This is a genomic window from Craterilacuibacter sp., assembly GCF_051659485.1.
Taxonomy (GTDB): Bacteria; Pseudomonadota; Gammaproteobacteria; order Burkholderiales; family Chromobacteriaceae; genus Craterilacuibacter.
The window spans coordinates 1-6,691 of the sequence record NZ_JBOFOO010000439.1 but is presented as its reverse complement, the minus strand read 5'-3'; the positions used below and the strand labels follow the sequence as shown (position 1 = coordinate 6,691).

The 6,691-nt window shown below is 58.4% G+C and carries 7 protein-coding genes; all 7 read left to right on the top strand.

Annotated features, from left to right (window positions below; translation table 11 throughout):
• The coding region (locus ACRC1E_RS14860; protein ID WP_438515881.1) for a flagellar hook-basal body complex protein at positions 1 to 467 on the top strand (467 nt) is incomplete at its 5' end.
• 20 nt (positions 468 to 487) lie between these two features.
• Positions 488 to 1,231, top strand: a complete 744-nt coding sequence (locus ACRC1E_RS14855; protein WP_438515880.1) for a flagellar basal body rod protein FlgF — start codon at positions 488 to 490, stop codon at positions 1,229 to 1,231.
• Positions 1,232 to 1,257: 26 nt separating this feature from the next.
• Positions 1,258 to 2,040, top strand: coding sequence for a flagellar basal-body rod protein FlgG (gene flgG / locus ACRC1E_RS14850; protein WP_438515879.1), 783 nt, complete (start codon positions 1,258 to 1,260; stop codon positions 2,038 to 2,040).
• 66 nt (positions 2,041 to 2,106) lie between these two features.
• Positions 2,107 to 2,757 (top strand): flagellar basal body L-ring protein FlgH, encoded by a 651-nt coding sequence (locus ACRC1E_RS14845; protein ID WP_438515878.1) that lies wholly within the window; start codon positions 2,107 to 2,109, stop codon positions 2,755 to 2,757.
• An 8-nt stretch (positions 2,758 to 2,765) separates the two neighbouring features.
• Entirely contained in the window at positions 2,766 to 3,860 is a 1,095-nt protein-coding gene (locus ACRC1E_RS14840) for a flagellar basal body P-ring protein FlgI (protein ID WP_438515877.1), read from the top strand.
• Positions 3,861 to 3,907: 47 nt separating this feature from the next.
• Positions 3,908 to 4,843 (top strand): flagellar assembly peptidoglycan hydrolase FlgJ, encoded by a 936-nt coding sequence (gene flgJ, locus ACRC1E_RS14835; protein WP_438515876.1) that lies wholly within the window; start codon positions 3,908 to 3,910, stop codon positions 4,841 to 4,843.
• 61 nt (positions 4,844 to 4,904) lie between these two features.
• A partial coding sequence (gene flgK, locus ACRC1E_RS14830) for a flagellar hook-associated protein FlgK (protein WP_438515875.1) occupies positions 4,905 to 6,691 on the top strand: 1,787 nt, incomplete at its 3' end.

Here is a 6,691-nt window from a genome sequence, read left to right as displayed (position 1 = left end):
AGGCGGTAACCAGTGGTGGTGCACCCTTGAGTATCGCGGTTGAAATGGCAGGCTTTACCCAGAATGCAGGCCCGTATGCCAATGCCGAGCAGCGCGTGGATGGCTGGGCTGACGGGGTATTGTCCAGTGTCAGCACCTCGAAGGAGGGCTATGTCGAGGCGCGTTACTCCAACGGCCAGAGCAAGATCATCGGTCAGGTCGTTCTGGCCAACTTTGCCAATGCGCAAGGCTTGCAGCCTACCGGTGACAATCGCTGGGTCGAGACTTTTGCTTCTGGTGGCGCCAAGATCAATGCACCGGGCAGCAGTAACGTCGGTTATGTACAGGGGGCGTCGCTGGAAGACTCCAACGTCGATATGACCACCGAACTCGTCAATATGATCACCGCGCAGCGCTTTTATCAGGCCAATGCGCAGACCATCAAGACGCAGGATACGGTATTGCAGACGCTGATCAATATCCGCTGATCGCATTGAGGAGCTAGGCGATGGACCGCATGCTGTATCTGGCCATGAATGGCGCCAAACACGTCGAATGGCAACAATCGACCACGGCGCAAAATCTGGCCAACGTCCACACCAATGGCTACAAGGCCGATCAGGTGGTGTTTCGTGCCTTGCCGGTGGTGGGCGAGGGTTCGCCCACCCGCGTGTATCAGGTAGACAATACCGTCGGCCACGATCTGTCGCAGGGCAGCTTGCAGCAGACCGGCAACGAGGCCGATTTTGCACTGGCCAATGACGGCTTTTTTGCCGTCACCGCACCGGATGGCGGCGAGGCCTATAGCCGTGATGGCGGTTATGTTATCGACGAGGCCGGCGCCATGCGTACCCGCAGCGGCTTGCCGATTATCGGTGAGGCCGGCCCTTTGCAGGTGCCGCCCAATAGCCGTGTATTGATAGCCAAGGATGGCTCGGTGTCGGCAGTGCCTACCGATGGCGGCGACCGCAATCCGCAGGAAGTCGGCCGCATCAAGCTGGTTAACCCCGGCGCACGTGGCGTATACAAGGGCGAGGATGGCCTGTTTCGCCTGCATGGAGGTGGTGTGGCGCAGCCGGATGCCAATGTGCGCGTGGTCTCCGGTGCGCTGGAGGCCTCCAATGTCAACGCGGTCGAATCGCTGGTGCAGATGATTAGCCATGCCCGCCATTACGACCTGCATGTGAAACTGATGCAGACAGCCGACCAGAATGCCCAGCGCGCGACCCAGTTGCTGTCGCTCAACGCCTAAGCGGCCCCGAACAAGGATAAGCCATCATGATGCGCTCGCTATATATCGCCAAAACCGGCATGGACTCCAGCCAGTTCCGGCTGGATGTGACCTCGAACAACCTCGCCAACGTCAATACCAAGGGCTTTAAACGCTCCAATGCGGTGTTCGAGGATCTCTATTACCAGACGCTGCGCCAGCCCGGTGCCCAGATTGCCGGCGGCGGTAGCTTGCCTACCGGCTTGCAGGTGGGTACCGGTTCGGCTGCAGTCGCCTCGGCACGCATACACACGCAGGGCAATATGGTGCGTACCGAGCAGACTTTCGATATGGCCATCGTTGGTGACGGATTCTTCCGCGTCCAGATGCCGGACGGCATTGCCGGCTATACCCGCAATGGCGAATTCAAGCGCAATGAAGAAGGCACTATCGTCAATTCGGCCGGCTATGCACTGGATCCGGCGATTACCATTCCGTCGGATGCGTCCCAAGTCAGTATTTCCGACTCGGGTGTGGTGCAGTATTTCATCAAGGGTAATCCCGATCCGGTGGTGGCGGGTACCATCCAGACTGCGTCATTTATCAATCCGCAGGGGCTGGAGAGTCTGGGTGAAAACCTATACCTGCCAACAGCAGCTTCCGGTGCGGCGATCGAGGGTGACCCGGGGACGGAGGGGCGTGGCAGGATCAGCCAGGGTTATCTGGAAGACTCCAACGTCAACGTGACCGAAGAGTTGATCAATATGATACAGGCGCAGCGCGCATTTGAAATGAATTCCAAGGCGATCAAGACCGCCGACGAGATGCTGCAGCGCGTGGCGCAGTTATAAACGGGTAACTTGAGTATGTTCAGATGTTTAGGCCGCGCCGTTGTGCGGGGGTATGGGATTCTGCTGGTGTTGGCTTTGGCAGCTTGTGCGGTGCAAACCCCCTCCATCGTGCAGCAGCCGGTGTCGGTGCGTCCGCAACCAGTGCCCATGAGCGTGCCGGCCAATGGTTCCATCTTTCAGCAGGCCAGCTTTCGCCCCTTGTTTGAAGACCGCATGCCGGTCGGGGTCGGCGATATCCTCACCGTGCAGATCGAGGAGAGCAACCGCTCCTCCTTGAGCGAAGAATCCAAGGGTAACCGCGATGCCAGCATCAAGGGCGGCATCGACGCCAGTATCAATATTCCATTCTTCTCCGACTTCCTGGAAAACAAACTCGGTGGCACCTCCCTGAATGGCAGCGGTTCTGCCAGCCGTAACGGCAAGGGCAGTAATACCAATGCCAGTTCTTTCAATAGCTCGATTTCGGTGACGGTGATCGAGGTGCTGGCCAATGGCAATCTGGCGGTGAGCGGCGAGAAACAGATGAAAATCAACGAGGAGCTGGAAGTCGTGCGCTTGTCGGGGGTGATCAATCCGCGCGATATCAAGAAGGGGAATGTGGTGTCGTCTACGCGCATGGCCGATGCCCGTGTCGAGCAGGTCAATCAGGGTAGCAACCGGCTGTTTAACCAGACCGGCTGGCTATCACGCTTCTTTCTGACCATTTTGCCGTTCTAGGAGTGCCTGTGCAGCGCATTGTTTTTATTCTGCTGGCAGCGTTAGCCTTGCCATGGCAGGCTCAGGCCGAACGCCTGAAAGATATGTCCACCATTGCCGGTGTGCGTCAGAACCAGCTGATCGGTTACGGTCTGGTGGTGGGTCTGGATGGCAGTGGCGACAAGGGTAACTCGTCGCCGTTTACCACCCAGTCGCTCGCCAATATGCTCAACCAGCTGGGGGTGCAAATTCCGCAAGGAATGAAGCTGGACCCGAAAAACGTGGCTGCCGTCAGCCTGACGGCAACTTTGCCGGCGTTTGCCCGCAGCGGCCAAAAAATAGACGTCACCGCCTCGTCGCTGGGTGATGCCAAAAGTCTGCGTGGCGGCACCTTGCTGCTGTCGCCGCTCAAGGGCGTGGACGGACAGATTTACGCCATGGCGCAAGGCAGCCTGATTGTCGGTGGCGTCGGGGCTTCTGCCGCAGGTAGTAGTGTGCAGGTCAATCACCTGTCGGTTGGACGGGTGCCGGGTGGTGCCATTATCGAACGTGATGCGCCGGCCGCATCCAATCAGGGTGTTGTCGAACTGGAGCTGAACGAGGCCGACTTCAGTACCGCCAATAGCGTGGTGATGGCTATTAACCGCGAATTCGGTACTGGCGTTGCCCGCGCCATTGATGGTCGTCTGGTCGAAGTTTCTGCGCCGCAGGACAGCAATCAGCGGGTGGCGTTTCTGGCGCGGCTGGAAAATATTGCCGTCACGCCGGCAAAAGCCTCCCCTTTGGTGATCGTTAATGCGCGCACCGGCTCTATCGTGATGAACCAGACCGTGACGCTGGAGCCTTGTGCCGTGGCGCATGGCAATCTGTCGGTGACGGTGACAAATACGCCGCAAGTGAGTCAGCCTGGGGCGCTGGCCGGCGGCCAGACTGCCGTCACCAATCAGGCCGATATTAATATCAAGGCGGATGGCGGCAAGGTGATCAGCGTGCCGCGCGGCGTTGATCTGGCCAAGGTGGTCGCTGCCCTCAATTCGCTGGGCGCCGGCCCGCAGGACTTGATCTCCATCCTGCAGGCGATGAAGGCAGCCGGCGCACTCAAGGCCGAATTGCAAATTATCTGATAGTTGGCACTATTATTGCTGCATTGGGCACAATAAGGAGAGCTTGAATGTCCGTTGTGTCATCTCTTAATCCCGCCACCGATTTATCCCGCCAGTTGGCGCTAGATCCCTCGGGGGCCAGCCGGCTGGCCGATATTGCCCGCAAAAGCCCGGAAGAAGGTATCCGCCAGGTTGCGCACCAGTTCGAATCCATGCTGATGGAGACTATGGTGCGCGCCATGCGCGCCACCGAACTGGGTGATGAAGAAGACAGCAGTGATATGCAGACCTGGCGCGGCATGCTGGACCAGCAAATGGTACAGGCGATGGTCGGCTCCGGCGGTATCGGTATGGGCGACATGCTGGCACGCGAAATCGGCAAGCTGTCGCAGGTCGATGTGGCGCCGCGTGATGTCGAACGCCTGGCGACGCCGGCCAATAGCATACCGGCGCCCTTGTTGCAGACGCTGGATAGGGCGCGACTGGCGGTCAAGACGATAACCGATCCTGCCGCCTTGCCTAGCGCACCGGCCGTCAGCGAAATTCCGCGCGAAGCGCGTGCCTTTGTCGAAACCCTGCTGCCACATGCACAAAAAGCCGCCAAGCAATTGGGGGTGGATGCGCACCTGATCGTCAGTCATGCCGCACTGGAGTCGGGCTGGGGCAAGCGCGCCATCCGTCATCCGGACGGGCGCGAAAGCTACAACCTGTTCGGTATCAAGGCAGGCGGCAGCTGGCAGGGCGATAGCGTGGCAACGCTGACGACCGAGTTTGTCGCTGGCAAGGCGCAAAAGCAGGTTGAGAGCTTCCGCTCTTACGCCTCGCTGGAAGATGCATTCAGTGATTACGCCCGTCTGATACAGGGCAGCTCGCGTTATCAGGCGGCGCTGGGTAGCGGTGGCGATGCTGCCGCCTATGGCAAAGCACTGCAGCAGGGCGGGTATGCAACCGACCCGGCCTACGCCCAGAAACTGCTGGCCGTCGCGCGTAGCGCCAAAGTTTGATAGTTATTGCTAAACATTCTGCTGGCTTGGTCGATAAGCAGGGTGTAATGAAGGAGATAATATGTCCAGTATTTACAGCATTGGACTGTCCGGCCTGAATGCGGCACAAGTCGCGATAAGTACCGTGGCGCAGAACGTGAGTAACGTGAACACCCCGGGGTACCATCGCCAGCGCGTGAGTCAGGCTGCGCAGATGCCCAGCTTCCAAGGTTACGGCTATGTCGGGCGCGGGGTCGAGATGACGGCGGTCAACCGCGTCTACAACAGTTATCTGGAGCGTCAGCTGTCCACGGCTACGACGCAGGAAAGCAAACTGTCGACGCAGATGGCGTATCTGTCGCAACTGGAAGACCTGCTGGGGGATGAAAGTACCAGTCTGGGTTCCAGTATGTCCGATTTGTTCAAGTCCATGCAGGCGCTGAACTCGACGCCGGATTCGATACCGGCCCGTCAGGCGGTGATCAATAGCGCTCAGGCGTTTGCCGGACGGGTGCAGCTGGTTAATGGCCGTTTCGAAGAGCTGCGCGAGGGGATCAATACCCAGATCCGCTCCAGCGTGAGCCAGGTCAACGCCATCGGCAAACAGATTTCCGAAATCAATGTCCAGATCCAGTCCATGGGTCAAGGTGGTGCCGTACCGAATGATCTGATGGATAAGCGTGATCAGCTGGTACTGGACTTGAACCGTCTGGTGAAAGCCGATGTGACGGTGCAGTCGGATGGCCGCTATACCATCTCTATCGGTAGTGGCCAGGCATTGGTGTCATCGGGCGACCATTTTCCGCTGGAAGTGGTCGAGTCGCTGAATGACCCGCAAAAACTTGAAATTGCCTATGCCGGCAGTAACGGCACGGTACGCATTCCGGACCGCCTGTTTGAAGGCGGCTCGCTGTCAGGCTTGATCAACAGTAAGGCCGAGGCGCTGAATCGCTCGCAGGCGGATCTGGGGCGTTTGGTGATGGAGGTGGCCGACCAGCTAAACCGTCAATCGGGTGTCGGGCGCGATCTGTATAACCAGCCTGGCGGCGATATATTCAAGAGCCTGAGCAATTTTCGCCCTGTCGCTGTTGGCGAGCTCAATCCACGAACCGGCGAGGTTGAAACGCTGGAATCGCAGATGAAGGCTTACCGCGATGCGGCGGCGAACTTTTCGGTGGCGATTACCGACCCGTCCAAGCTGGCGGTCAGCTCTTCACTCAAGGCATCACTGCCGCATGAAGGTGTCCTCAAACCGACGATCTCTTCGGTATGGCAGACGGCACAGGGTAGCCACGATGATGCGGTGCCTAGTCTGCCTGCTGATATCGAACTCAAGTACACGCCGAATGGAAAGCCGCCATTTAGCGCGGCCGGTTACGACGTGACCGATGCACCGGGTGTGGCCGGTGGCTACATCCTGACCAGCCAGACAGATCCTGCACTGGTGATCGAGTTCAAGGCCGAGGGAATGGGTGACGCTGAGGCTACGCTGACGATATCGACCAAGGCCAGCGGGCTGGATACGCCGGAAGGCAAGGCCGATTTCACCCCTTCGGACAACAGCAATATGCTGGAACTGGTCAAGATTCAGACCAAGAAAACCATGAGCAGTACCCCTAATGGCACTGCCAATTTCCAGCCGGATGGCACTGTCGGCAAGACAACGGATTTTCAGGGCTTCTTTGGGCAGCTGGTGAGTTTTATCGGCACCAAGACCAATGAAGTGAAAATAGCCTCGGAGGCACAAGCGGTGACCCTGAAGGAAACCTATCTGGCGCGCGAGTCGTTTTCCGGTGTCAATCTCGATGAAGAGGCCGCCAACCTGATCCGTTTTCAGCAGGCGTATCAGGCGTCCAGTAAAATTATTCA